Source organism: Aureibacter tunicatorum, assembly GCF_036492635.1.
Classification (GTDB): domain Bacteria; phylum Bacteroidota; class Bacteroidia; order Cytophagales; family Cyclobacteriaceae; genus Aureibacter; species Aureibacter tunicatorum.
Genome location: NZ_AP025305.1, coordinates 1,406,569 through 1,431,367, shown reverse-complemented (window position 1 = coordinate 1,431,367; position 24,799 = coordinate 1,406,569). Strand labels below are relative to the sequence as shown.

The 24,799-nt window shown below is 37.8% G+C and carries 21 protein-coding genes; 9 read left to right on the top strand and 12 right to left on the bottom strand.

Annotated elements, in window-relative coordinates; genetic code table 11:
* Positions 1–7 precede the first annotated feature (7 nt).
* The 3 genes from AABK36_RS06050 to AABK36_RS06040 are packed head-to-tail and all read right to left on the bottom strand — an operon-like array spanning position 8 to position 2,625.
* Positions 8–520, bottom strand: a complete 513-nt coding sequence (locus AABK36_RS06050) for a dihydrofolate reductase (protein WP_309941280.1) — start codon at positions 518–520, stop codon at positions 8–10.
* Between the two features lie 7 nt (positions 521–527).
* The gene (fmt, locus tag AABK36_RS06045; RefSeq protein WP_309941279.1) at positions 528–1,454 is read right to left on the bottom strand and encodes a methionyl-tRNA formyltransferase; all 927 of its coding nucleotides are present in this window, start codon (positions 1,452–1,454) and stop codon (positions 528–530) included.
* A 4-nt stretch (positions 1,455–1,458) separates the two neighbouring features.
* On the bottom strand, positions 1,459–2,625 hold the full coding sequence (locus AABK36_RS06040) for an exo-beta-N-acetylmuramidase NamZ family protein (protein WP_309941277.1): 1,167 nt from the start codon (positions 2,623–2,625) through the stop codon (positions 1,459–1,461).
* A gap of 82 nt (positions 2,626–2,707) precedes the next feature.
* On the opposite strand from AABK36_RS06040, the gene AABK36_RS06035 reads away from it, so the two are divergent.
* Positions 2,708–3,925, top strand: a complete 1,218-nt coding sequence (locus AABK36_RS06035) for an ABC transporter permease (protein WP_309941275.1) — start codon at positions 2,708–2,710, stop codon at positions 3,923–3,925.
* Between the two features lie 50 nt (positions 3,926–3,975).
* On the opposite strand, the gene AABK36_RS06030 is transcribed toward AABK36_RS06035, so the two are convergent.
* Both AABK36_RS06030 and AABK36_RS06025 read right to left on the bottom strand, forming a co-directional pair.
* Positions 3,976–5,439 (bottom strand): RagB/SusD family nutrient uptake outer membrane protein, encoded by a 1,464-nt coding sequence (locus AABK36_RS06030; RefSeq protein ID WP_309941274.1) that lies wholly within the window; start codon positions 5,437–5,439, stop codon positions 3,976–3,978.
* A gap of 12 nt (positions 5,440–5,451) precedes the next feature.
* Positions 5,452–8,445, bottom strand: a complete 2,994-nt coding sequence (locus AABK36_RS06025; protein WP_309941273.1) for a SusC/RagA family TonB-linked outer membrane protein — start codon at positions 8,443–8,445, stop codon at positions 5,452–5,454.
* A gap of 213 nt (positions 8,446–8,658) precedes the next feature.
* Between AABK36_RS06025 and AABK36_RS06020 the strand changes: the two genes are divergently transcribed.
* The 6 genes from AABK36_RS06020 (at position 8,659) to AABK36_RS05995 (ending at position 14,915) form a co-directional block, all read left to right on the top strand.
* Entirely contained in the window at positions 8,659–9,135 is a 477-nt protein-coding gene (locus AABK36_RS06020; RefSeq protein WP_309941272.1) for a KdsC family phosphatase, read from the top strand.
* Between the two features lie 42 nt (positions 9,136–9,177).
* Positions 9,178–10,959: an arginine--tRNA ligase gene (gene argS / locus AABK36_RS06015; protein ID WP_309941271.1), complete on the top strand. Its 1,782-nt coding sequence runs from the start codon at positions 9,178–9,180 to the stop codon at positions 10,957–10,959.
* Between the two features lie 147 nt (positions 10,960–11,106).
* A complete protein-coding gene (locus AABK36_RS06010; protein ID WP_309941269.1) occupies positions 11,107–12,006 on the top strand; it encodes a 1,4-dihydroxy-2-naphthoate polyprenyltransferase in 900 nt (299 codons plus the stop codon).
* A 209-nt stretch (positions 12,007–12,215) separates the two neighbouring features.
* Entirely contained in the window at positions 12,216–12,953 is a 738-nt protein-coding gene (locus AABK36_RS06005) for a Crp/Fnr family transcriptional regulator (protein WP_309941268.1), read from the top strand.
* 204 nt (positions 12,954–13,157) lie between these two features.
* On the top strand, positions 13,158–14,006 hold the full coding sequence (locus tag AABK36_RS06000) for a universal stress protein (protein WP_309941265.1): 849 nt from the start codon (positions 13,158–13,160) through the stop codon (positions 14,004–14,006).
* A 99-nt stretch (positions 14,007–14,105) separates the two neighbouring features.
* Positions 14,106–14,915, top strand: coding sequence for an adenine nucleotide alpha hydrolase family protein (locus tag AABK36_RS05995; protein ID WP_309941262.1), 810 nt, complete (start codon positions 14,106–14,108; stop codon positions 14,913–14,915).
* Between the two features lie 185 nt (positions 14,916–15,100).
* Here the strand turns inward: AABK36_RS05995 and dapA are convergent, their stop codons facing one another.
* From dapA to ligA, 3 genes are read right to left on the bottom strand one after another with little or no spacing between them, the layout of a single operon-like run.
* Positions 15,101–15,979 (bottom strand): 4-hydroxy-tetrahydrodipicolinate synthase, encoded by an 879-nt coding sequence (gene dapA, locus AABK36_RS05990; protein WP_309941259.1) that lies wholly within the window; start codon positions 15,977–15,979, stop codon positions 15,101–15,103.
* A 9-nt stretch (positions 15,980–15,988) separates the two neighbouring features.
* A complete protein-coding gene (locus AABK36_RS05985) occupies positions 15,989–16,498 on the bottom strand; it encodes a DUF6913 domain-containing protein (RefSeq protein ID WP_309941257.1) in 510 nt (169 codons plus the stop codon).
* 12 nt (positions 16,499–16,510) lie between these two features.
* Positions 16,511–18,526 (bottom strand): NAD-dependent DNA ligase LigA, encoded by a 2,016-nt coding sequence (gene ligA, locus AABK36_RS05980; RefSeq protein WP_309941255.1) that lies wholly within the window; start codon positions 18,524–18,526, stop codon positions 16,511–16,513.
* A gap of 274 nt (positions 18,527–18,800) precedes the next feature.
* On the opposite strand from ligA, the gene AABK36_RS05975 reads away from it, so the two are divergent.
* Positions 18,801–19,442: a TetR/AcrR family transcriptional regulator gene (locus tag AABK36_RS05975; RefSeq protein WP_309941253.1), complete on the top strand. Its 642-nt coding sequence runs from the start codon at positions 18,801–18,803 to the stop codon at positions 19,440–19,442.
* 29 nt (positions 19,443–19,471) lie between these two features.
* On the opposite strand, the gene AABK36_RS05970 is transcribed toward AABK36_RS05975, so the two are convergent.
* The 4 genes from AABK36_RS05970 to AABK36_RS05955 form a co-directional block, all read right to left on the bottom strand.
* Positions 19,472–21,280 (bottom strand): M61 family metallopeptidase, encoded by a 1,809-nt coding sequence (locus AABK36_RS05970; protein ID WP_309941252.1) that lies wholly within the window; start codon positions 21,278–21,280, stop codon positions 19,472–19,474.
* A gap of 61 nt (positions 21,281–21,341) precedes the next feature.
* Positions 21,342–21,893, bottom strand: a complete 552-nt coding sequence (locus tag AABK36_RS05965; protein ID WP_309941251.1) for a hypothetical protein — start codon at positions 21,891–21,893, stop codon at positions 21,342–21,344.
* A 119-nt stretch (positions 21,894–22,012) separates the two neighbouring features.
* A complete protein-coding gene (locus AABK36_RS05960; protein ID WP_309941250.1) occupies positions 22,013–22,465 on the bottom strand; it encodes a hypothetical protein in 453 nt (150 codons plus the stop codon).
* A gap of 90 nt (positions 22,466–22,555) precedes the next feature.
* Positions 22,556–22,762: a 2-hydroxymuconate tautomerase family protein gene (locus AABK36_RS05955; RefSeq protein WP_309941248.1), complete on the bottom strand. Its 207-nt coding sequence runs from the start codon at positions 22,760–22,762 to the stop codon at positions 22,556–22,558.
* Positions 22,763–23,003: 241 nt separating this feature from the next.
* On the opposite strand from AABK36_RS05955, the gene AABK36_RS05950 reads away from it, so the two are divergent.
* A complete protein-coding gene (locus AABK36_RS05950) occupies positions 23,004–24,794 on the top strand; it encodes an LTA synthase family protein (RefSeq protein WP_309941246.1) in 1,791 nt (596 codons plus the stop codon).
* Positions 24,795–24,799 lie beyond the last annotated feature (5 nt).

Sequence of the window (24,799 nt, the reverse complement as noted above, 5' to 3'; positions counted from 1 at the left end):
AAGTTACTCAACCCTTTCTTACTAATTTAAGGAAGCTATAAGCGTGTTTATTTTTATCATCAGGCTGAAAATCTTCTCTTTCCTCAATATTCCATTCGGAAAGTTCTAATTCAGGAAAATAGACATCTCCCTCAAAGTTTCCATCAATCTCAGTCAAATAAATTGTATTTACCTTAGATAGAGTTTGAGCATAAATATTGCCTCCACCGATTACATAAATATCATCATAACCTTGTTGTTGGGAAGCTTTCACTCCTTCGTCAATAGATTTTACCACAATACATCCCTCAGCCTCAAAGCCCTCATTGCGAGTTATCACAACATTAAGCCTTCCCGGCAAAGGTCTTCCAATGCTCTCGAATGTCTTTCTACCCATCAGCATGGCGCCACCCATGGTTACTTTTTTGAAATGTTTTAAATCAGCAGGCAAGTGCCAAATCAATTCATTATCCTTGCCAATGACATTATTAGAAGCTTTTGCCACTACTATTTTCAAATCCACTTTTCCCAAATCTCTCATCGCCTTGCTATTGATTAAATTTTTTCCCGTTTAGTAAATCAGTCACTTTCATTCTTTTCTTGCCTTGCATTTGCAAATCATTAAGTGAAATATATCCATCAAGGGTCTTAACCTTCAAGAAAGACTTGTTGTCCGTCCATATTTCACCAGGCTTTCTATCGTCATCAGCCAATTCTTTAGACGAATTGAAAATTTTAAATGACTGCCCTTCCAAAATAGTCCAAGCTACCGGAAATGGGGACAAGCCTCTAATAAAATTATATATTACGCTAGTAGGTTGATTCCAGTCTACTTCGCATGTTTCCTTGAAAATCTTAGGCGCATGCTTCAGTTCTTGGGATTCGTCCTGTGGCGTCAATGTATAATCACCTTCTTCAATTGCCTTTACAGTCTTCAATACCAAGTCCCCGCCTTTGGCCATTAACCTACCGTACACATCGCCAACAGTATCTTCCTCTTTGATCGGTTCTTCTTCTCTGAAAATAATGCTTCCTGTATCGATCTCATGCTTCAAGAAAAATGTAGTAAGACCCGTTTTTTCTTCTCCATTAATCACAGCCCAATGAATAGGTGCAGCTCCTCGATATTGAGGCAATAATGAACCATGCAAATTGAATGTTCCATATTCAGGCATTGACCATACTGATTCCGGCAACATCCTGAAAGCAACCACAACTTGAAGATTCGCTTCAAGCGATTTCAATTCTTCCAAGAACTCCGGAGCTTTCAAATTTGCAGGTTGCAAAATATTCAAACCTTGGCTTACCGCATAATCTTTCACTGCTGATGTACTCACTTTTTGGCCTCTTCCTTTGGGCTTGTCCGGTACTGTGATTACTCCTACTACATTGTAACCATTTTCAACAAGTGATTTTAAAGGGGGAACCGCAAAATCAGGCGTCCCCATGTATACTATTCTTAATTCCTTTTTCATATTTTTATTTCAATTCGGAATAAAGCAAATATTTCTGTCTTAATTTTTTATATGTTGAAAGCTCAGGCTTCCAACTATTCTTGATCTCAATTTCAGACCATCCATTTTCTATTTGAGTTCTTAATTCGGAAGTACCCGCCAAATTCTCAAAAAAACTATTGAAGAATGGCTTTTTTCCATCATACTTTTGATATGCATCCAATAAGTAACTCAGGTTCAATCCTTCAATGCTTTCATTGCTCAAGTCCACGCCAAAACATTGTTTATTTTCATGTTTTGGGTACTTTGACATGCCATTGATACTCTTGGGAGTAAACTGAAACGCTCCAAAATTTTGACTTGGATACCCATACATAGTAAAAGGACTAAACGTTCCTCTCCCTACGCTTACAACAGTTCCTTCAAAAAAACATAGTGATGGATATAAAGCTATTGATTGATCGTTGGGCAAATTTGGAGATGGTTTTTCAGGCAGACTATATTCTTGTCCATGAGTGTATCCTTCCATTGGAATCACTGTTAAATCAAGCTCTCCTTGATCTGCATCGAGCCAGTTTTCCTCACTGATCATCAACGCCAATTCTCCAACTGTCAGTCCATGTATCACAGGAATGGGATGCATTCCTACAAACGACTTATGCTTCAAATCCAGAACAGGTCCATCGACGAGCTTATCATTCGGATTAGGCCTATCCAAAACGACAACTTTTACGCCACTTTCTTCGGCGGCTTCCATGACATAATGCAAAGTACTGATATATGTGTAAAATCGAGCTCCAACATCTTGAATGTCAAACACAATGACCTCCACATCTTTCAAATGCTCTTTTGAAGGCTTTTTATTTTTCCCGTAAAGCGACACTATAGGCAAACCAGATTTTTTATCTTTGCCTCCTTTGACAAACTCGCCCGCATCAGCATGTCCCCTGAAACCATGCTCTGGAGCAAATATTTTCTTCACATCCACACCATTTCCCAACATGAAATCCACCAAATGAACGGAATCCACTTTGCTCGTTTGGTTGACGACCAAAGCCACAGACTTGCCTTCCAATAAAGGCAGGTATTTATCTGTTCTTTCCGCTCCCAACTTCAAGCTCCCACCAGCAAAAGAACAGCTGCTTAGCAACAGAAAAAACAGAATAATAGGAAAACACCATACATTTTTCATATAATAAAGGAGTATCTAATTCAAGGTTAATGTTTTTTACGTACTTTTGGGCCTAACATTTTGAAACAAATATATTATAAAATTGAGGCTATCTTATTATATATCTAAAAAAATCATTCAAAACTCATCCAATAGCTTTTCCTCTCTAATCCATAAAATTGCGATTTGGAGTATTGGAATCGGCTTAGGGTTGATGATTATTTCCTTCATGATTTTGGATGGTTTTCAGAGTACAATTCGTAACAAAATACTTCAATTTTCCGGAGACATATACGTCAATAAATACACACTAAGCAACTCATATGAGGAAGAGCCAATTTCAACCCACAATCTACTGCTCGAAGATATCACTGAGTTTCCAAATGTTGAAAGCGCATATCCTGTATCCCATAAACCAGGTTTGATAAAAACGGACAATGAAGTCTCAGGCGTAGTAATCAAAGGAGTTCAGGAAGATTACAAAGACTCAGGCTTCACAAATAGCATCATTGACGGCCAATTTCCTAACCTAGAAGGAAAAAAGTACTCCAAAGAAATATTGATTAGTGAAGAAATATCCAACAAACTCAATATTACCACTGGCGATGAAATCATTGTTTACTTCATTCAAAACCCTCCTAAAGCTAGAAAATTAAAAATTTCAGGCATTTACTATAGTGGCATTGAGGATTTTGACGATAAAATGATCATTGGAGATTTAAGAATGCTCCAAAAGCTCAATAATTGGCCTGACACTTTAACTGGAGGCATTGAAGTACACCTCAAAAGCTTCAATAACCTTTATATCGCGGAAGAAAATTTAAATGAAAAGCTCCCTCATAACCTATATGTCGAACCAGCAACTTCTAAGTTCTCGGATATCTTCGATTGGCTTAATATGCTAAACACTAATGTGGTCGTATTTCTAACTTTAATACTTGCAGTGGCGAGTTTCAATATGATTTCAGTGGTTTTAATCCTAATTATGGAAAGAACACAAATGATCGGGCTAATGAAAGCAATGGGAGCCACTAATCGCCTGATCAGAAAGATATTCGCTTATCAAGGCATATTGCTCATAGGAAAAGGCTTGTTGCTTGGCAATATTATCGGCATTGGCTTTGGATTCTTACAAGACACTTTTCATATACTTCCACTCGACCCGGAAAGTTATTACATGTCTTATGTTCCAATAGAATGGAACTTTCTTACCATTGTGCTTCTGAACGTGCTAACTTATATTACCATCAGTCTTGTGCTTATCATACCAACTATCATCATAAGCAGAATCAATCCGATCAAAGCCATAAAGTTTGTATAAAAAAACTGGACTCTGACATTTATAGTCGAAGTCCAGTGTTTGCATATTGTCTAATATCTTGGATTTTGCTTTAAGTTAGGATTCACATCTATTTCTCTTTGAGGTATACCCAAAATAGTATTCCAAGCTCCTGTCTTGATAATAAAGTCAATATCTTGCATGTTTTCAGACTGCCAATCATACCTAACCATCACGCCTCCTGTTCTGAAAATATCAAATGATCGATGACCTTCGCAGTACAATTCTATTCTTCTTTCAGCCAATACAAAGTCAACCAACTCATCGTCAGGAGGAAATGTAGGAGTATAAGAATCTCCATAAGCTCTTTGAATGATTACTGTCAAATCTTGTTTAGCTAAGTCATACATTCCTAGTCTTGCGTATGCTTCCGCTCTATTCAAATAAATTTCAGCAAGCCTGATAATTCTTGGCGAAGTCAGCCCTGGAACTCCTGATTGCCCTGGATACTTATTAATGTAATAACCAATTGTATCTTCATTGTCCAATTCAGGAATCACCAACTGACTTCTAATATCTTGCTTATCAATCGAATCCCGCAAAAATCTAGTAGGTCTCAAATCTCCATAACCTCCCAAAACAGCTGGTAAAAACATGCTACCCAAGTTGTCCGCTCCTCGGTCTTGATCCGCTATAAACTCAAGTGTCCATACAGCTTCCCTTTCGCCATTTGTAGACCAAGAGCTTACAAAAGCATCTCTTGGATAAAGCGAACTATACCCAGCATCAATCACAGCAGTCGCGTACTTCACTACATTATTCAAGTCCGCATCATCGATATTTCTATACAAATACACTCTTGACAATAGTCCTTGAGTCGCAAAAAGCGTGGCTCTGTTTTTTGATGGATAGACATCCGGCAATAAAGTAACAGCCATCTCCAAGTCATCAATTATCTCATCATATACTGTTTCTGTTGAAGACCTGTATGGAAACTTCACATCATCCACACTTACTGTCAAGCTATCTTGAGTGACTATGGGAATACCTAATTTATCATCGGCATTTCCTTGTGGCCCATATGCATACGTATAAGGCTGCGAGTACATTCGAGCTAAATCAAAAAACACCAATGATCGAACAGCTAATGCTTCGCCCTTAAGTCGGTCTTTTTCCTCTTGGCTAGCCTCAACACTACCCACTGCTTCTATTATATAATTACAACTATTGATTACCTGATAGGCGCTAATCCATAGATCTCTTGCATTCGCATCCTCAGCGGTTCTACTATATGTCGCTGATTCGACAAATCTATTCGACCTTAGATTATTATAAATATTATCACCGGAAACACTCGGCATGATAACAAAATTACGCCCATAATATTCAACATCCTGCATTGTGCTATAGGCTCCAATCATCGCGCTTTCAAGGTTAGAAAACGATGTGAAAACATCTTCTGTCAAAACTTCATCATGAGGAGGCTGGTCCAGAAACTGTTTGCAACCTGACAGCGAAACCATCATCAAAATCCATATTATATACTTCTGATACATATTTCTTTAATCTTAAAATTGCACATTTACACCTATTGAATAAGATTTGCCAACAGGATATCTAAAAAACTCTGTTCCTGTAGCATCCACTTCCGGATCTATACCATTATAATCTGTGAAGGTAACTAGATTGGCTCCTTCGACATAAACCCGAACGGAAGTCACTCCAATTGGATCTATCCATTGCGAAGGCAAAGAATAAGACAGGTTAACATTCCTTAGTCTTATGAACCATCCTTTTTCCAAATATCTCGATGAAGTTCTATATGAATTTGGGTTGCCGCTATTTCCCACAAAAGGCTTTGGCCTTGGAGCATCAGGAGTTTCAGGCGTCCAAAAATTCACTGCGTCTGTCACCTGATTCACAGCGCCAAGCCTCGCTCCCGAAGCATCATAAAATGATGCCGTCTGATTGTAAACATCATTGCCAAATGTATAATTGAAAAAGAAGTTCAACCCAACTCCCTTGTAATTCAGAGTATTGTTCCAACCTCCTATAAACTTAGGTGAAGCTGCGCCAACGAACATTCTAGGTGCTGCATTATAATCATTGGTCGTCGTCCCATCTTCCAAATACCACAAAGGCTCTCCATTTTCAGGGTCTACTCCTGCCCATTTCCTCATAAAGAAGGCTCTGACATCCTCTCCTTCCTCAATTCTTTGCAGACTTGTTGTAGGACTCTCAAACCCTTCTCCGTTTGGCAGTTCCAAAACTTTATTCTTGTTATATCCAAAGTTAAAGTCCGTTGTCCATGAAAAATCACCTTGAAGAATATTTCCCGACAAGTTAATTTCAATACCAGTATTTCTAACAGATCCCGCATTTGTCAAAAAATTCACAAACCCTGTAGTTGAAGGAATTGGCCTTTCCAAAAGCATCGCTTCAGAAGTTTTAATATAGTAATCAAAATTCAATGTGAACCTATACCAAACACCAATATCAAAACCGACGTTGAAATTTCTATTTTTCTCCCATGTCAAATCCTCAATTGCCAATTGAAACGGAACTAATCCTGGAATCGATAAATAATTAGCTTCGCCTGACCATAAGCCCAATGCCTTATAATTTTCAATATTAGCATTACCAGCAGTACCATAGCTTGCTCTTATTTTCAAATTATCAATAAACTCTATGTCTTTCAAGAAAGGCTCATTGCTCATCAACCAAGATGCTCCAATCGACCAAAAAGGAGCATATCTCTTGTCCTCGCTGAATTTCGATGAACCATCATATCTAAATGATCCTGACACAAAATATTTATCTAAATATTCGTAATTCACTTGCGACAGGAAGGATAAGAAAAAGTATCTCGAAATCGTTCCTCCAACACCTAAGGGCTTAGCTGCGGAATTCAATGTTTCCAATGATTGAGAAGCGAACCCTGCTCCCTCAGCGCTTATAGCCTCCATGCTATTATGCTGCACTTCCATACCTGCAATTACATCAAAAAAGTGTTTCTCGTTCGCGTTAAACGCATAAGTAAATAGATTCGAAGAAGTAATCGTTATGTTATAATTATCAGCTTCATAGATATATCCATTCGTTCTTCTCCCATCATAGGATTCAGGCCCCCAAAAAGCCTTTTGACGCAATAAGTAGTAATCCAAGGCATTATTTGATCTGAAACTTAAATTCTTCAAAATATTGGCCTTCATGTTCAAATTCGTCAAAGTTCTGATAGACCTGTTTTTATAATAAGTAAGACCGATTTCACGTACAAAATTCGAATTTGACAATGATTGCCAATCAGGTCCTGGATTCGTAGGTTCCCCGTCTGTAAAAGCCGGATCAAAAGGCCGGTTGAGCCATCCTCCTAGTAGCGGACTCGTAAATCCATTTCCATTGCTTGCTTCCCTTTGGTCAATAAGAGTCAAACTGTTATTAAAATCAAAAGAAAAGATTTTATTCACATCATGGTTCAAGTTCAATCTAGCGGTATATCTTTCAAAGTCAGAGCCAATCAAAATCCCTTGTTGATCAAAAAAACCTAGAGAAGTGAAGAATCTTGTGTTTTCGCTACCTCCATTCGCTGACAATTCATAGCTCTGTTGTTGCCCTAAACGATAAGCCAAGTCCAACCAATCCGTATTCGCATGATCGGTAAGATAAGACGGAGGTCTGAAATCATCAGGGTTGTAGCCATTCACTTCATACACTTTTCTTTCATACTCCCACAACTGCCTGTTATTCATCATTTCAAATCGATTCTTATTTCTTCTCGTATTACCTACTCTGGCAGTAAAATTGAATTTCGTCTTTCCCGCGGCTCCCGTTTTGGTCGTTATCACAACAACACCGTTAGCTCCTCTGGCTCCATATAACGCAGTAGCCGACGCATCTTTCAAAATAGACACCGAAGCTATATCATTGGGATTCAAACTAGCCAAAGGGGACTGCTTAGTATCCGTCAAAGAAGAGATATTGTCATTTGAAACAATAATTCCATCAATCACATACAGTGGACTGTTATTCCCTGAAATAGACCCTGCTCCTCTAATTACGATATCCGGCTGAGCCCCCGGTTGCCCACTTCCCGTCGTACTCAACACCCCTGCGGCTCTTCCTTGCAGCATATCCGTTACTGCAACCTGTGGTTTGTTTTCCAATGCATCAGCTCCTACTACGGCAACTGTGGAGATTAATTTTTCTTTGCTTTTTTCCGAATAACCAGTCACAACAATTTCATCGAGTTGTTGTGATTGCGATTCCAAGCTTACATCAATGACAGTTTCATTCACAAACTTCACTTCTTGAGTAGTAAGTCCAATAAATGAAAATACTAAAGTACCTTCTGCCACATCCAGACTCAAAGAATAGTTTCCTTCGATATCAGTAACAGTACCGACAGTAGTGCCTTTCAAAATCACATTCACTCCGGGCAATGGTTCATTGCTGTTTGCGTCGATTACTTGCCCGGTTATTACTCTACTCTGCGCTGAAGCATGAGAAGTAAAAGCAATCGCGAAAACAGTGACAACCCAAATAATTTGTAGAAAAAACCTCATGTACATGTCAACATTTTCGTTTCAAATAATATATTTCATAGTTCGAATTACTTTAAAAGCTATTTTATTGTAACTCTTCAAAGGAACAAGCAATCATTTGTCAGTGTTTGAATTTATAGCAAGCAATACGCAATATTTTCAGAAGATTGAAAGATTTATTTCATAGAAATCTTTTAATTTGTAGTGCATTTTAAATTCGCCAAAAAACAAGACATGAGCCGATACCCTAATATTAAAATCGTCATTACTGACGTGGATGGCACATTGACCGACGGAGGTCTTTACATTTCAGAATCAGGTGAGGAATTCAAAAAATTCAATGCCAAAGACGGAATGGGAATGCATCTCTTGATGAAAAATGGAATCAAAGTAGCTATGCTTAGCCACAGCCGCTCATCGAAAATGATACACAAAAGAGCCCAAAACCTTGGCTTGGACTTTTGCTATGTAGGCAAAACTCCAAAAATGGAAATTATTCAAGAATGGCTTGATCAAACTGGATTGACAATGGAAAATGTCGCTTACATGGGCGATGATGTGAATGATTTGGAAGCCATTTCCGCTTCCGGACTTGGAGCATGTCCTAGCGATGCCTGCGATGAAGTATTGAAAGCAGCGGATGTAGTACTCAATAGGAAAGGCGGAGAAGCCGCTTTTAGGGAATTAGTCGATGAATACTTGTTGAACTAGCGTAATTAAAATTTTTCACAAATCCTCAGACCAAAATAAATAATGCAAATACAAGAAGAAATAAAAAAAGGAATACAAGCTGCCTTTGAAAGCTTGTTTTCTCATAATATAACTTTGGATGAAATCGCTTTGCAGCCTACACGCAAAGAATTCGAAGGGTCTTTTACTTTCGTAACCTTCCCTTTCGCGAGAATAAGCAAAAAAAATCCTGTTGAAACAGCAGAGCTGATTGGAAAATTCTTAACTGAAAATAATGAGAATATCAAAGGCTACAATGTTGTAAAAGGATTTCTAAATCTAGAAATAAGCGACAACTCCTGGATAAAAGCTTTTGAAAGCTCTTTATCTGAAAACTTTGGACAAGCTAAAGACAATGGACAAAGCGTAATTGTTGAATACTCTTCTCCTAATACCAACAAACCATTGCACTTAGGCCACTTGAGAAATAATTTTTTAGGGTACTCAGTCGCGGAGATTTTAAAAGCTTGCGGTTATAAAGTCACCAAAGCAAACCTTGTCAACGATAGAGGCATTCATATCTGCAAGTCAATGCTTGCCTATCAAAAATTCGGTGAAAATGAAACTCCAGAATCTTCGGGAATCAAGGGAGACAAACTCATCGGAAACTATTACGTAAGATTCGACAAAGAGTACAAAAAGGAAATAGGAGAGCTTGTCAATAATGGCAAAACTGAAGATGAAGCGAAGAAAGAAGCTCCTCTTATGCTTGAAGCTCAAGAAATGTTGAAGAAATGGGAAGATGGCGACACAGAGACTGTAAGCCTATGGAAAAAAATGAACGGTTGGGTCTACCAAGGCTTTGACCAGACTTATGCAACTATGGGTGTTGATTTTGACAAGTATTATTATGAGTCCGACACTTACTTGCTTGGAAAAGACATCGTCGATGAGGGGCTTGAAAAAAATGTTTTCTTCAAAAAAGACAACGGATCCGTATGGGCAGACCTAAGCAACCAAGGACTTGATGAAAAGCTTGTGCTAAGATCCGACGGCACATCGGTTTATATCACCCAAGATTTGGGAACTGCCGACTTGAAATTCAAAGACTTCAACTTTGACAAGTCAATCTACGTGGTAGGAAATGAGCAAGACTATCACTTTGATGTCTTATTCAAAATTCTTAAAAATATTGGTCGCTCATATGCTGAGGGAATGTACCATTTGTCATATGGTATGGTTGATTTGCCTTCTGGTAAAATGAAATCCAGAGAAGGGACAGTAGTGGATGCAGACGACTTGATGCAAGAAATGTTCGATACTGCTGAAACGCAAACCAAGGAACTTGGAAAAATTGACGGTTTCACTGACGAGCAAGCTCAAGAGCTTTACAAAACTTTAGGTTTGGGAGCTCTTAAATACTTTTTGCTGAAAGTTGATCCTAAGAAGAGAATGCTCTTCAACCCTCAAGAGTCCATTCAATTCCAAGGAAACACAGGCCCGTTCATCCAATACACTCACGCTCGTATATCAGCGATATTGAGAAAAGCGAAACAATTGGATATTGATTTAAGCAGAGCTGCAAATATTGAAAATCTAGAGCCGATAGAAGCAGAGCTTGTTCAGCTTCTAACTTCATACCCAGAGAAAGTATTGGAAGCAGGTAAGGATTATTCACCAGCAATCATCGCTCAATACGCCTATGATCTAGCCAAGGAATACAATAGATTCTATACTGAGCTTACGATTTTCGGAGAGACTGATGAAGACAAAAAAGCTTTCAGAGTAGCATTGTCAAAATCAGTTGCCCAAGTAATCAGCAAAGCTATGGGACTATTGGGAATCAACGTACCTGATAGAATGTAATTATTTAACCCTTTCATATAAAGCCCGAAATTTTTTCGGGCTTTTCAATTTTATTCATTAGCTCCATAAATTGCATTGTATGATTTAACGTCATGCCGTATTTTATCCAGCTAATCACTGAATTTGCAAACAACACAAAGCTTTCTAATGAAAAATATCGCACATTGGATTTCCGCATTTCGGTTGAGAACATTGCCATTGGCATTATCATGCATATTGATGGCAGGATTCATTGCTTCAAGGCTTCACTCTTTCAACTGGAGCGTATTTAGCCTCACTTGCTTGACAATCATCTTCCTTCAAGTATTATCAAATATTGCCAATGACTATGGCGACAGCATCCATGGAGCTGATGGAGAGCACCGCAAGGGCCCCAAGCGAGCTGTGTCGGAAGGGAATATTAGTAAAAACGCCATGAAAAAAGCAATCATCGCTTTATCAACGCTATCCCTTATTAGTGGAATCCTGTTATTGAAAGTTAGTGTTGGAATAAATAATGAAGCTTTTTTATACATGCTGGCATTAGGAGTTTTATGCATCATCGGAGCCATTACCTATACCATGGGCAAGAAACCCTATGGCTATGCGGGCTTGGGTGATTTATCCGTGCTGTTCTTTTTTGGTTTCGTAGGTGTCATTGGCTCGTTATTTTTGTTCACTCACGAAGTAGAACTTGCTTATATCCTGCCTGCTTTAAGTCTTGGACTATTTTCCACCGCAGTGCTCAATGTCAACAATGTCAGAGACATAGAATCTGACAAGATTGCCAACAAACTATCTTTGCCTGTAAGGATCGGACGAGAAAAAGCGGTTATTTATCATTGGTTTTTGCTTGGTGGCGGTATCATATCAGCCATAATTTTCACGCTAACCAACTACCACTCTAGTTTCCAATGGTTGTTTTTACTTAGCGTGCCCTTATTTGTGAAAAATGGCTTGGCAGTCCAAAAATACAAGGAACCTCAAAAGCTAGATCCGTTTCTAAAACAAATGGCCTTAAGCACTTTGCTGTTTGTTATTCTTTTCGGAATTGGCTATATTTTATAAAATGATAACGGAAAGCTTCCACAAAATTAACGATTCTAACTTGCGATATTACTCTTTCTAAGCTAGCTTGAATCACAATAAATTTCGAGAACACTAAGTTATATTAGTAGACAGTATTTATGCTTCAGGGCATTTTTACATTTTACTGACAATATTATTTACTCAAAAACCGTTATCAAGAAGGTTATCGTTACAAAATATACTGTATAGTGGCTACCAAAAAGAAGATAAATATACGTTGCGAAAATTGTGAGTCGAGAAATTGTTCTCACTTTTCAGATTTGTCATATGATGAACTTACCAAGTTAAGCGACACAAAATCGTCTATAACTTATAAAAAGGGCCAAACGCTTTTCTATGAAGGCACTCGTCCTTTAGGTTTGTTTTGCATCAATTCCGGCAAAGTGAAAGTTTACAAAATGAGCGCTGATGGCAAAGAACATATTATAAGTCTGGGCAAGCCTGGAGATTTCTTGGGTTACAGGGCTTTGATCGGAGAGGAATTCTATGCCGCATCAGCAACAGTGCTTGAGGAAGCGACCATTTGCTATATCCCAAAAACAGAATTTCTCAACGCGCTTCAAAAGAATCCGTACTTTTTCCAAAGAATGACGAAAGCTCTTTGTCATCAAGTTGGTGTATTAGAGCAAAAGCTTATAACCTTGGCCCAAAAGTCTGTAAGAGAAAGATTGGCGCTGACACTGCTTATGCTAAAAGAGAGTTACGGTATGGAAGATCCAGATGGCGGAAGCACTCTTATCGACATTGCTTTATCTAGAGAAGATCTTTCAAATATAGTTGGCACAGCTACAGAAACAGTGATTAGGCTTCTCTCCGAATTCAAAAGCGATAAAATGATAGCCATGCAAGGCAAAAAAATCAGGGTTATCAATGCGCAGGCATTAATGAAAACCGCGGACTTCTACGACCCTATAGAACTGGAATAGAGATAATTACATATTACACATATATTTAAAGAGCCATTTCTCAAAAAGAAAAATGGCTCTTTTTTTGTCTTTTTTTTTTCGACATAATGCTTTTTTATTTGCTTGTACAAAGCTTCAAAACCTGTTTGCAATCTTTCATGACAAAAGTCATTTATTATTGAATTTTTAAATTTTAAATTGTGATAAACCTAAAAACAAAATGCCATGAGAACTATATTAGTCCCTACAGATTTTTCCAGCCAAGCAGGATACGCTCTTAGCTTAGCTGCGCAAATTGCCCGACAAAATGATTCAAAAATATTGTTATTGCACGTAGTAGAAAATTACAGTGCTGTCAATACTGTCTCTGTAACTGGAGACATGACTCCAAGTAATTTCACTGACGACATATATACAATCAAATTGATAGAAACTTCAAAAAAGCATCTTGAAGAAGCGGCCAATGATCCTTTGTATTCAGGAGTAGTCATCGACACCAAAATACAAGTGGGCAACCCTTATGGAAGCATCTCTTCAGAAGTTACTGAGAATGATGTTGATTTGATTGTCATGGGAACAACAGGCGTTTCCGGCTTGGACGAAGTGCTTATCGGTTCTAATACTGAGAAAGTAGTTCGCCATTCTAAATGCCCTGTCTTGACCGTTAAAAACCCGGTAGAATTAGATAGCTTGAAAGAAATCGTCTTTGCTACCAATTTCGCTGAGGAAAACAAGGAATTAATTGAGAATCTAAAGAAGCTGCAAAAAACTTTAGATGCTAAATTAAACCTTCTCAAAGTAAATACTCCTAACAACTTCAATGTTGACAGGGACACAAGAAAAGATATCAACAACTATATTGAAAAGTATAGTTTGGAAAACTATACTGTTAATATTTACAATGCCCTGGATGAAGAGGATGGCATAATATTCTTCGCAGAAGATATCAATGCCGACCTAATCGCAATGGGAACTCATGGAAGGACGGGCTTTCTCCACTTGATCAGTGGCAGCATAGCCGAAGATGTGGTTAATCACGCTTCAAGACCTGTCTGGACATACAAAGTGAAGTAAAATACATCAATGGGCGGCAAAGTTAAATAAACTTTGCCGCATTATATCTGATGAAAAATTTCTTCCCAACACTAAGTAATTAAAATTAAAACATCAGACATGCCAAGGACTTTAATAACTCTTGACGAACAGATCAATGATTTCCCCGAAAAGATCATCAACTTGAATAACAAGATCTTTTTCGAAAGCTATGTGCCTTCTATTGAAGGTATTTTGACCACTAAGCCTAAAAATGGGAATCATATTGATCATAAATCTTTAGAGGAAATTGTGGTAGAGGAGGATAGCGAGCTTAAAGAACACATTGGTCAATTGAAATTAAAGGCGCGTAATCTTGGAATTAAGTTCAAGTATACTCTCCAAGAACATAACACAAGCGATATCATAGAAAAAACAGTTTGCAAGGATTTGCTAATCATGACTTACAATGCTTGCTTTGATTATATTTCCGGAGACAACTCTTCGCAATTATTCAATATCTTGAAGGAAAGCAAGTGCCCTATCATGATTATTCCTTCCAATTTTGATGAAATCAACGAGCTTATTTTCACCTATGACGGAAAAGAAACTTCTTTCTATGCTATAAAAAACTTCTGTTATCTATTTGGAAATAAGCTAAAAGACAAAGAAGTAAGCATACTCAGTGTTACCTCCAATCTGGAAGAAGAAATCAAATATGAAAAAAACTTGATGAATTATATTCAAGACATATTCAAAAATGTTGGTTTGCAAAGATTGGTTGGGGAAGATACTTCCAAAGAAATTTACGAATTTGCCTTGCAATTCAACAACCCTCTCGTTGTGATGGGTGCTTATAGCAGAAGCCACATATCGCATATGATGGTGCCAAGCGCGGCAAGAGAAATTATATTCAAGAAGAAAATTCCTCTATTTATCGCTCACAGATAATAGCAGGAGCAAAATAACCAACTCTATTTTTTATTTTCATTCAATTACCCTTACGCCGGATGACAACCGGCGTTTTTTTATTTTTCCCCATTCTTACAGGTTAAGCCTTCCATATAAAAGTAAAGCCCAACTTGAAATCTAATCGATTCAAGCCGGGCTTTATATAATCACACTTTATTATCTATTTAGGCCTTCATTTCAGAATAAGCCGCTTTAATCCTTTCCTTCAAATCTTCACTAGCTTTAACAAGCGGTAGCCTAACCTCTGAACCGCATATGCCAATAATATCCAACAAGGCCTTCACGCCAACAGGATTAGACTCTTCATACATCAATGGATTAATATCAGACATGGCGAATATTTCCTGTCTAAGCCTTGCAGGGTCATTCCCCAAAGCAGCGTCAACCATCCCTTTCATTTGCTCCGGCAAAGCATTTGCCAAAACTGAAATTGCGCCAACACCCCCAAGAGCAATCAAAGTAGGCGTAAACAAGTCATCTCCGGAGATAAGATCGAAATCTTTAGGCTTTCGCTTGGCTAGAGTCACCAAATGATCGTAATTAGATGAAGCGTCTTTAACTCCGCAAATATTGGAATGCTCGGCAAGCTTAAGAATAGTATCGGCAGACATCATAGAGCCTGTTCTGCCGGGAACATTATATAATACAACCGGAACAGGACTTGCGTCAGCAACTGCGACATAATGCCTCAAAATCCCATCTTGGCTTGGTTTATTATAATATGGACTCACAGAAAGCAAAGCATCCACCTTTGACAAATCTGTAGATTTGATTGTTTCAACTACAGCATGGGTATTATTTCCTCCTATGCCGTAAACGATTGGCAACTTCCCTGCATTTTTCTCCGCAACAAAATCCAAAACTTTGGATTTTTCTTCTTGAGACATTGTTGCCGACTCTCCTGTTGTTCCTTGCACTACCAGATATTCACAACCTGCCACGCTTACATGATCCACCAGCCTTCCCAAGCCGTCATAATCTACATTTTGATGTTCATCAAATGGCGTTACCAAAGCCACACCTGTTCCTCTTAAGCTTCCCATCTTTCTCCATTAAATTTTTTTACTGTAATAAAGCATTTCATCTAAAGGACTCTTAGACTTCTCATCATCTTGCTTCATGATCATCATGTCATAAAAATCCGTGTATCTCTCCTGATAGTAACCTATTTTAAATTTAGTTTTTAGTTTATTAAGCATATAAATGCTCAAAGGGTTGATATCCTCATCCACATGGAATAAGATATCATAATCATTTACAATTAAATTAGCGACTTCTTCAGAATTGGGAGCCCCATTCCATCTGAAATCTTCATATCCAACAGAAACAACTTGTTCACTGCTTTGCTCTTTTTCTCCATCCACAAAGCAAATCACCTTCAACACATTCTTACCCTCCTCAACAAGCTGTCTGATAAATTTATTCACACTCTGATCATTGTCTTCCAAAGCCGTGCTCAAAACAATAATATTTTTAGCTTGGCTTAAGCTTATAGATTCCCTTCTCTTTTCCGCCAGAGTCTGTGCTTTTCTATTAATCAGCGCTTTCTTTAAAAACAACATCCTGAATTTTTGTTACAAGCCTATCTTTTCCAAAAATTCATTTTCAGAAATAATCTTTGTTCCCAACTTCTCTGCTTTAGCCAGCTTAGATGGCCCCATTTTGTCTCCAGCTAACAAAAAGCTAACCTTTGAAGACAAAGCGGACACAACTTTGCCGCCATTATTCTTTATCAAATCTTTCAACTCATCTCTTGAATACTTTTCGAATACGCCGGAAATCACAAACGACAAGCCTTCGAGCGAAGTGCCAACTTGTTCAGCCTCTTCGCTTCTCTGAATCTCGAAATTCAATCCGTAACTCTTAAGTCTATTTAGCATAGACAAATTGTTCTCTTCAGCAAAGTATTCCAATACACTATTGGCAATTTTTTCGCCTATCTCAGGAGCTTCTATCAACTCCTCGAAGGTGGCTTTTTGCAACTGCTCCAAAGTCTCAAAATGAATCGCTAATTTCTCGGCTACGGTTTTGCCTACAAATCGGATGCCTACGGCAAACAACACGATTTCAAAAGGCATTTGTTTCGAGTCTTCAATGCCTTGAAGAAGCTTCGCTGTCGACTGTTCCTTAAAGCCTTCCAGCTTTAAAATATCATCTGCTTTAAGCTCGTACAAGTCAGCGATATTATCAACCAATCCCGCTTTATGCAATGCATTTATCGTTCTGCTGCCCAAAGACATGATATTCATTGCCCTTCTTTGAACAAAATGCTCTATTTTGCCTTTTATTTGAGGCTCACAGCCATTTTCATTCGGACAGTAGTAATTCACCTCTCCTTCTTTTCGGACTAATGCAGTGCCGCATTCCGGGCAATTCGAGACAAAATTTATCTTTACTGCATTTTTCGACCGTTGATCAGCAAGCACTCCCGTAATCTTAGGGATGATCTCGCCTCCCTTCTCCACATAAACCTGATCGTCAATATGCAAATCCAGCCTTTCAATCTCATCAGCATTGTACAAGCTGGCTCTCTTCACTATCGTTCCTGCCAATTCAACAGGCTCCAAGTTCGCAACAGGCGTAACGGCACCTGTTCTACCCACTTGAAAAGTCACTTTGTCAAGCCTAGTCATTGCTTTCTCCGCTTGATACTTGTACGCGATCGCCCATCGAGGATTTTTGGAAGTATTTCCAAGTTCCGCTCTTTGATTCAAATCATTGACCTTGATGACAATGCCATCAATCTCAACCGGCAGATTTTGACGTTCGTTTTCCCAATGCTGAATATATGCCTTAACCCCTTCCAAAGAGCCGCAAGTTTTGTAGGTTGGAGACACTGGCACTCCCCAAGATTCCAATAACGCCAAAGCATTGCTGTGCGACGGCACTGTTAAATTTTCACCTAACAAATTATAAAGATAGCAATCAAGTCTTCTCTGAGCCACTATGCTAGAGTCCTGCATCTTGATCGTACCAGAAGCCGCGTTTCTAGGGTTTGCCAATGGCGCTTCTCCTATATCTTCTCTTTCTTTATTTATTCTTTCAAATTCAGCTAATGGAAGCAATATCTCTCCTCTTACTTCAAACTTCTGAGGCCAACCTTCTCCTTTTAACTTCAAAGGAATGTTTCTTATCGTTTTAACGTTGTCAGTGACATCATCTCCCTGCACTCCGTCTCCACGAGTGATTGCTTGAGTCAACTTGCCTTCTTCATAAATAAGACTAATAGCAACCCCATCGAATTTTAGTTCGCAAACATATTCAACCTTTTCCTCGGCAAGGCCTTTTCTCACTCTTTTGTCAAATTCAAAAATTTCTTCATCAGTATACGTGTTGGCCAAAGACAACATAGGATATTCATGCTTTACTGATTTAAAATTCTTGTTCACAGTTCCTCCAACTCTGGTAGTTGGCGAATGAGGGTCTTTAAATTGGGGAAATTCATTCTCCAATTGTTGAAGCCTTTTCAGCATCATGTCAAAGTCAAAGTCAGAAACCTTGGATTCATGCCGTTGATAATAAGCTTCGTTCAGGGAATTTATTTCCTTTGTTAAATTTTCAATCTCAATTTTGGCCTCGTCTGCTGTCATGGATTTGTTATGTATATTTTACAATATTAGTAAATAATTTCGATTAATCAGGTCAGAATAAAATAAAAGTTTTAAATCTATGGACCATATAAAATAATGTTTCATATGTAAAAACAACCCTCATTCAAAACAAACAAAAAGAAATCGACGATCCTTTTCATTATATAGCCTGATTTGTAATATTTTTGTACGCTTAATAAGTATTTTTCGTAATTTTGAGTTTATAATCAATTAAAGCAAAATAATAGTCCCACTTTTTAATTATACACTATTAATGGATAAACACACTTTAAACAAGAGCAAAATTTTAGAGCTTTCAAAGGATCTTTTCTATAAAAAAGGATATACAAAAGTTACCATGGATGAGATTGCTCAGGGCTTGGGCATGAGCAAAAAAACATTGTACAAATATTATGACGGCAAATATGATTTGCTTACTCAAATACTTGACAATTTTGAAAATGACATGAGCAATGGAATCAATGAAATTCTTGAAGACCAGAATAGCTCATTCATCAACAAATTGAAAAGAATGCTTAGACATGCCGGCTTGACTTTTAGCGAACTTAGCACCACGCTAATGATCGACTTCCAAAAGAATCTTCCGGATATTTGGAACCGTGTGAATGAGTATAAGAAAGACGCTGCTTTTTTAAGATTTAGGAAATTAATCGAAGACGGGCAGAAATCAGGCGAGATTTCCTCAACTGTCAACAAAAACTTGGTGGTTGCTATTTACGCCAGCGCAATCGACAACCTTACCAACCCGGCATTTATCGACACCATGCCTCAAAACGTGAAAGACGGAATGCCAGTAACACTTTCTGAAATTTACGATCAAATCATCAACATTATCTTCGATGGCATACTTATAGATATCGCCAAAGAAGAATTCAGAAATGACAAAGTTGTTTAACAACTTTGTCATTATTCCATTTTATCCAACTATTTTAACCAAGCCGCTTTAATTTTCTCTGCTTTTTTGCTTGGTTCCACTACTTCCTCAATAGCGCAACGAACTACATTATCCTCCTGCAATTTCACTTTCAAATCCTGAATAATTCCGTCTCTGCTTATTGTCACAGTCACAATGTCTCCCGGCTTTTTCGTATCTAATATTTTATTCAATATTTTCAAATCAACTCTATAGCCTTCAACACCAATTATCTCATCATTAGCATTGATACCGCTATCGTATGCCGATGTTCCTCTGGTAACGCCTTTAACCATCAATTTCCCATCTGAAGCACTCAAGCTAGTTCCCAACTTCACACTACCCGGATTAGTTGGGATGCAATTCAAACTCAAGCCCACCTTGGAAAAAATACCATTGTAATCAATAGGCGTAGTACTATAAACATAGTCATCGAAAAACTTCGTCATATTTTTTCCGGCAACTTTATTGACAGCATTGATGAAATCCTCTTCAGTAATCCCTCTATCCAACTTCAAGTGGTATGTATCGTACAAATACTTCATTACATCGTCAAGGCTTTTCTTTCCATTTGTCGCGGAAATAATTTCTATATCCAACATAGCTCCAACTATACTTCCTTTAGAATAATATGAAACCGTTGTATTGTAGCTGTTCTCATTTGGTCGATAAGCCTTGATCCAAGCATCAAAACTAGCATCCGCCAATGACTGGACATGAGCTCCCGGCTTATTTTCCAATCTGTTGATACCTCCTTGAAGCCTATTCAGATACTCTTGCTTTGATAATATTCCAGTTCTTTCCAAAAGCATCTCATCATAATAAGAAGTGATACCTTCCATTACCCAAAGCAATCGAGTATAATTCTCTTCATTGTAATTAAAAGGTCCTAGCTCCACTGGTCTCAATCTCTTGACATTCCAAAGATGAAAATACTCATGGCACACCAAACTCATAAAATTCTGCATTCCCGCCTTCGTGGCATATTGCCATCTCTCAACTTGCAAAGTAGTTGAATTCAAATGCTCCAAACCACCTGAAGAATGATCGAGGTTATGGATAATAAACGTATACTCTTTGTTAGGATTGCTGCCGAATACTTGCGAGCAAGCTTCAACTACCTTTTTCATATCCGAAACCAATAAATCTTCGTCATAGGGCGCGTCACCATACATAGCGATAGTAAAGCTAGTTCCATCGGCTTCGAAATTGAAGATTTTCTGATTGCCTATCTCGATAGGACTATCAGCTAGAATATCATAGTTTGGCGCGGAATATACAAACTTCTCTCCCGGCACATTGGCCAGCGCTGTAGTTACTTTTGAAAATGATTCGTTTGGAACGACAGTCAATGTCGAAGACAAGTCTTTATAGCCGTCCACATACATAAAAACGCTTGAGCCGTTGATATAGCCATGAGAACTATCCAAAAAGCTTGTTCTCACCGATAATTCAAAAGCGTAAACATTATACTGAACTTTTATTTTTTCAGCATTCTTTGAAAAAACTCTCCAAGTGTTCTTATTGATCTTTTCAAACTCCAAGGTTTTGCCATCTGCTCCATAAGCATCGAATGTGTCAATGCTCTTGGCAAACTCCCTGACCAAATAGGAGCCTGGAGCCCATACTGGCAATTGAAAATCCAAATAATCTTTTTCCAGATTCTCAACTTCCATACTTACCTGAAAATAATGCGTGTAGGGTTCAGGCATGCTTACTTCATAACGCAGTTCGGGCTTGCTCTGCGCATTTGCAACAATTGTGGAAGTAATTGAAGCAAGCAAGCAAAAGACAATCAGCAACTTTAATCTGACTTTCATTTCAATAAAAAATATAGATTTGACAAAATAATATCGCCAAATATATAAATTCTAGTAGCAATTAAAAAACATATCCAAAGCCAAAGCCATAGACAAGATCTCTTTGTTTATTATGGAAATCCATATTGATGGTCGGAGACAAGGTCAAATGATGCCAATGAAAATCATATCCCGTACCTATGCGAGTTACGTATTCATTCTCATTTTCTTTTAAAATCACTCCCGGTCCAGCCAAAAATTTCAGTCCCGCCAATGGATGATAAATCACTTCTCCTATAATTATGCCCTCGGTGCTCGTTTTAGATTCGCCATTTGGTTCATGGCCTCCGCCACCGTGCTCGCCTTCGCTCGTTTTAAAAAATTCAGTAGTAAAACCAAATCCCAAGTGATGATGCATAAGTCCAGTCTTGTACTCATATTCGATGCCAACTGGATTATTATTGTTGCTATCTCCTCCTAGAAAAATTCCCAAGTGATGATGCTCTTGATGTTTGTTCTCACCATGTGCTTCTGTAGCAAAACTATCATGAAAATCATCTTGATATTCTTTATGCTGTGCCATAACAGACAAATACATAAAGCTTAAAATTAAGCTGAGTGTAAATCTTTTCATATATCACTTCATTAGTTATCCTTGCAAATGTAAAAGGCCAACCTTCTGAATGATATTCTTAAAATCACATCAAACTCTGACTTTGATCATTATTTTAGATAAAAAAATATCAACAGTAGTTAAAATTTCAATTCTTTCAAACAGGACCATAGTTTCTTCTTCAAACTAACATCCTTTGAAATCAAACTTAATTTATCTGCCATTAAAATTTCTTCTGCTCCACTCCCTTCTGATACTTGATAAGACTGAATATCCGAGCCCGGCACGTGGATGCCGAAAGATATTATTGTTTTGAATTCTACTCCATCTGGAAATTGGTCCAACACTGAGCAATGCTTCAAATCAATACTTCTTGAAGCGATAATTTTCTCCAAGAAAGTTTCCATATCGCTATTGCCATGCTCATCATGAAGAATCAAATATTCACTCTCATGTTGACTCGATGCAGCACTGGAATATTCTCCGGCTTCTTCCTCAAGCACTAAGCCCTCTTTATTGACATCCTTGTCTAGAACAATTATCTCCTCGTCAATTATGTAGGGCAAAGCATTAAGCAAATTCTTCTCCATCATTTATTTCAAAATATTTGAACTGCAAAAATACTGATTAATAATTGAATCGCTATCAAGCGAAATAAAAAAGAGAAACTTAAAGCTATTTTATCATTCATTCCTTTTTTTTCGCAAGTCAGTGACTTGCTCGAAGCCAATTCCCCAATTATCGGTATTCACTTCATCTATCACCACGACTGTTGTCGAGGGGTTCTTGCCAAGCACATCCACCAAAAGCTGAGTAGCTCCTTCGATTAGCGCTTTCTTTTGTTCCTTGGTTACTCCTTCATCCGTTATTTTAATATTCACATAAGGCATAATTCTCTGATTTTATGATTTCAATCAACACAAAACATTATTTATCTGATTGTCAATAAATTAAAAACAAATACAAAGTCCATTTTTCAAATCCTACTGAGAAATTCCGCAATATTCATCGCTTTTTGTTCGTTTGAAAAAACAACTGAAAATGTTAAAAATGTTAAAAACATATCTCATAACTATATTAAAATCGCTATTTTTTTGGCTTTTCGTATTTTTTTCGCAAAGAGTGATTTTTATGTTGCTTACATTCAACCAAAGCACCTCTGACGGGCTCCAAGATATTTACAAGGCCTTTGCCAATGGAGCATATCTTGACATGTCCATGGCTGGATACTTCATCACTATCCCTGTTTTGCTGGGTTACATTTTTACAATTCATCAAAGCAGGTTTTTGATAAAGGTCAACTCAATCACGAACTCAATTTTGCTTTTCACCACTTTCACACTAGCGATCGTCGACATACCTCTTTATTACGAATGGCAAAGCAAAATCAATTATAAAATATTCAATTATTTATCTCAGCCTTGGGAAGTATTAAAAAACACGCCACTGCCTCGCGTAGCAATTTCATTCATTCTAATTGCTTGCTTTACCTATTTATTCAAAAAAATATACCAAAAAATAGTTTTCGATGGCACTTACAAAACTTTCTCCAAGCCCAATTGGGCTTTTGCGTTTATTACTTTCATACTAACTGTAACTCTTAATGTCTTGACCATCCGAGGAGGAGTTCAAGAAATGCCGATCCAACAAAGCGATGTTTATTTTTCAGAAAATAACCACATGAACCTTTTAGCGACCAATACCACTTGGAACTTCATGCACAGTGTTCTGAAAAATGGAAAGACCTTAACTGAAAACCCATATAAATACTTCGAAAAAAAAGAGTCTGCCGATATCGTAAGAGGGCTTTATCATAATCAAAATAAAGCCAATTTATCAATATTGAAAACTCAACGTCCTAATATCGTTTTAATCATTGGAGAAAGCATGGGCGCTGATATTATTGGAGCTATGGGAGGATTCAAAGACATAACTCCCAATCTGGACTCCATCATTTCCCAAGGCTTGCTTTTTGAGCATATTTATGCCTCTGCTGAAAGAAGCCAAGATGGAATAGCAAGCATTTTCTCCGCATTTCCAGCCCAACAATACACATCTCTAGGAAAGATGCCCGCAAAATCCCGAAAACTGCCATCCATGCTCAACATTCTCAAAAATGAAGAGTACTCCACTTCTTTCCATTTCGGCGGACAACTCAATTTCGGGAATATCAAAGCTTTTCTTTATGGACAAGGCATGCAAGATATTTTCGACATTGACGATTTTTCAGATAGAGAAATTACCAGCAGACTTGGCGCTCATGACGAACACTTGTTCAATAAACTTTTAACTTATCAAAAGGAGCTAAAATCCCCCTACTTTTCAGTGGCTTTCACTCAAAGCACACATTCTCCTTACGACCAGCCAGTTCAAGATCAAATAACATGGGGTGGAATACATAAAGGATACCTTAATGGAGCTTGGTATACGGACAGTTGCATTAACAATTATGTTGCTAAAGCCAGAAACGTTCTACCGGATTACGAGAATACTTTATTCATCATGATTGCCGATCATACCCATACCAACCCCAGAACCTATACTCACGACTTACCTGACAGAAGAAAAATTCCACTGGTAATATGGGGACCAGCTCTTAAAAATGAATTCAAAGGCAAAAGGATCAAAAAAATAGGGAATCAGACTGATTTTCCAGCTACAATACTGGCGCAAATGAATCTCGAAAACAAAACAAACTTTTATTGGAGCAAGGACTTGCTAGACAGTAATAGCGTTGATTTCGCTTACTATTGCTCTGGAGATATATTAGGATGGAAAGACAATAACGGCTATTTGATTTACAATAATGAAATTGATTCGATTATGTCAAGTGATATAGGTTTTGAAAACATCAAAAGAAAGAACCTCGACAAAGCCAAAGCCTATACGCAAAAAGTATTTGATCAGTATTTAGAATATTAAATAAA

What these genes read in the sequence shown, in the direction of transcription:
- AABK36_RS05985 (WP_309941257.1), bottom strand. Translation starts at nt 16,498, where the DNA reads ATGTTGTTTTTAAAGAAAGCGCTGATTAATAGAAAAGCACAGACTCTG.
- ligA (WP_309941255.1), bottom strand. Translation starts at nt 18,526, where the DNA reads ATGACAGCAGACGAGGCCAAAATTGAGATTGAAAATTTAACAAAGGAA.
- AABK36_RS06010 (WP_309941269.1), top strand. Translation starts at nt 11,107, where the DNA reads ATGAAAAATATCGCACATTGGATTTCCGCATTTCGGTTGAGAACATTG.
- AABK36_RS05970 (WP_309941252.1), bottom strand. Translation starts at nt 21,280, where the DNA reads ATGAAAGTCAGATTAAAGTTGCTGATTGTCTTTTGCTTGCTTGCTTCA.
- AABK36_RS06030 (WP_309941274.1), bottom strand. Translation starts at nt 5,439, where the DNA reads ATGTATCAGAAGTATATAATATGGATTTTGATGATGGTTTCGCTGTCA.
- AABK36_RS05950 (WP_309941246.1), top strand. Translation starts at nt 23,004, where the DNA reads ATGTTGCTTACATTCAACCAAAGCACCTCTGACGGGCTCCAAGATATT.
- AABK36_RS05955 (WP_309941248.1), bottom strand. Translation starts at nt 22,762, where the DNA reads ATGCCTTATGTGAATATTAAAATAACGGATGAAGGAGTAACCAAGGAA.
- dapA (WP_309941259.1), bottom strand. Translation starts at nt 15,979, where the DNA reads ATGGGAAGCTTAAGAGGAACAGGTGTGGCTTTGGTAACGCCATTTGAT.
- fmt (WP_309941279.1), bottom strand. Translation starts at nt 1,454, where the DNA reads ATGAAAAAGGAATTAAGAATAGTATACATGGGGACGCCTGATTTTGCG.
- AABK36_RS05975 (WP_309941253.1), top strand. Translation starts at nt 18,801, where the DNA reads ATGGATAAACACACTTTAAACAAGAGCAAAATTTTAGAGCTTTCAAAG.
- AABK36_RS05960 (WP_309941250.1), bottom strand. Translation starts at nt 22,465, where the DNA reads ATGATGGAGAAGAATTTGCTTAATGCTTTGCCCTACATAATTGACGAG.
- AABK36_RS05965 (WP_309941251.1), bottom strand. Translation starts at nt 21,893, where the DNA reads ATGAAAAGATTTACACTCAGCTTAATTTTAAGCTTTATGTATTTGTCT.
- argS (WP_309941271.1), top strand. Translation starts at nt 9,178, where the DNA reads ATGCAAATACAAGAAGAAATAAAAAAAGGAATACAAGCTGCCTTTGAA.
- AABK36_RS05995 (WP_309941262.1), top strand. Translation starts at nt 14,106, where the DNA reads ATGCCAAGGACTTTAATAACTCTTGACGAACAGATCAATGATTTCCCC.
- AABK36_RS06020 (WP_309941272.1), top strand. Translation starts at nt 8,659, where the DNA reads ATGAGCCGATACCCTAATATTAAAATCGTCATTACTGACGTGGATGGC.
- AABK36_RS06025 (WP_309941273.1), bottom strand. Translation starts at nt 8,445, where the DNA reads ATGAGGTTTTTTCTACAAATTATTTGGGTTGTCACTGTTTTCGCGATT.
- AABK36_RS06040 (WP_309941277.1), bottom strand. Translation starts at nt 2,625, where the DNA reads ATGAAAAATGTATGGTGTTTTCCTATTATTCTGTTTTTTCTGTTGCTA.
- AABK36_RS06050 (WP_309941280.1), bottom strand. Translation starts at nt 520, where the DNA reads ATGAGAGATTTGGGAAAAGTGGATTTGAAAATAGTAGTGGCAAAAGCT.
- AABK36_RS06000 (WP_309941265.1), top strand. Translation starts at nt 13,158, where the DNA reads ATGAGAACTATATTAGTCCCTACAGATTTTTCCAGCCAAGCAGGATAC.